Below are 1,508 nucleotides of genomic sequence, written 5' to 3' on the forward strand. Positions count from 1 at the left end.
TACTGCGGCGGGTTGCCGTGCTTGCGCGACGGCAGGTCGGCGTGCTTGGTGCGGAGCATCGCGAGGGCGCTCGCGAGGACCTCGCGGGTCTCGGCGGGGTCGATGACGTCGTCCACGAGGCCGCGCTCGGCCGCGTAGTACGGGTGCATCAGCTCGGCCTTGTACTCCTTGACCATGCGCGCGCGCATCGCCTCGGGGTCCTCGGCGTCCGCGATCTGCTTGCGGAAGATGACGTTGGCGGCGCCGTCGGCGCCCATCACCGCGATCTCGTTGGTGGGCCAGGCGTAGGTCAGGTCGGCGCCGATGGACTGGGAGTCCATGACGATGTACGCGCCGCCGTACGCCTTGCGCAGGATCAGCGAGATCCGCGGGACGGTGGCGTTGCAGTACGCGTACAGCAGCTTGGCGCCGTGGCGGATGATGCCGCCGTGCTCCTGGTCGACGCCCGGCAGGAAGCCGGGGACGTCGAGCAGGGTGACGATCGGGATGTTGAACGCGTCGCACAGCTGGACGAAGCGCGCCGCCTTCTCGGAGGCGTGGATGTCCAGGACGCCCGCGAGGTGACCGGGCTGGTTGGCGACGATGCCCACGACCTGCCCGTCGATGCGCGCCAGGGCACAGATGATGTTCCGGGCCCACCGCTCGTGGATCTCCAGGACGTCGCCCTCGTCGACGAGCTCCTCGATGACCTTGAGCATGTCGTACGGACGGTTCCCGTCGGCCGGCACCAGGTCCAGCAGGACGTCGGAGCGGCGGTCCTTGGGGTCGTCCGTCTCGTGGACCGGCGGGTTCTCGCGGTTGTTGGAGGGGAGCATCGTGATGAGGTAGCGGACCTCGGAGATGCAGGTCTCCTCGTCGTCGTACGCGAAGTGCGCGACGCCGGAGGTCTCCGCGTGGACGTCGGCGCCACCGAGACCGTTCTGGGTGATCTCCTCGCCAGTCACCGCGCGGACCACGTCCGGGCCGGTGATGAACATCTGCGAGGTGTCACGCACCATGAACACGAAGTCCGTCAGGGCCGGACTGTAGGCCGCGCCACCCGCGCACGGACCCAGCATCACGCTGATCTGCGGGATGACACCCGAGGCCCGGGTGTTGCGCTGGAAGATGCCGCCGTACCCCGCGAGCGCCGACACGCCCTCCTGGATACGCGCACCCGCACCGTCGTTCAGCGACACCAACGGCGCACCCGCCGCGATCGCCATGTCCATGATCTTGTGGATCTTCGTCGCGTGGGCCTCGCCCAACGCACCACCGAAGATCCGGAAATCGTGCGCGTAGACGAAGACCGTACGACCCTCGACCGTCCCCCACCCGGTGATCACACCATCCGTGTAGGGCTTCTTCGCCTCCAACCCGAAACCGGTCGCCCGGTGCCGGCGCAACTGCTCGACCTCCTTGAACGAACCCTCGTCGAGCAGGAGCGCGATCCGCTCCCGGGCCGTCAGCTTGCCCTTGGCGTGCTGCGCCTCCGTCGCCCGATCGCTCGGCCCGCGCCGCGCCTCCTC

General features: G+C 68.8%; 1 protein-coding gene. It reads right to left on the bottom strand.

Annotated elements, in window-relative coordinates:
* Window positions 1-1,508 (bottom strand): acyl-CoA carboxylase subunit beta (locus tag NOD94_RS41070; RefSeq protein ID WP_281211342.1); only part of this gene is annotated, 1,508 nt, incomplete at both ends.

This window comes from Streptomyces sp. Isolate_45 (genome assembly GCF_024721315.2).
In the GTDB taxonomy this organism is placed as follows: Bacteria; Actinomycetota; Actinomycetes; order Streptomycetales; family Streptomycetaceae; genus Streptomyces.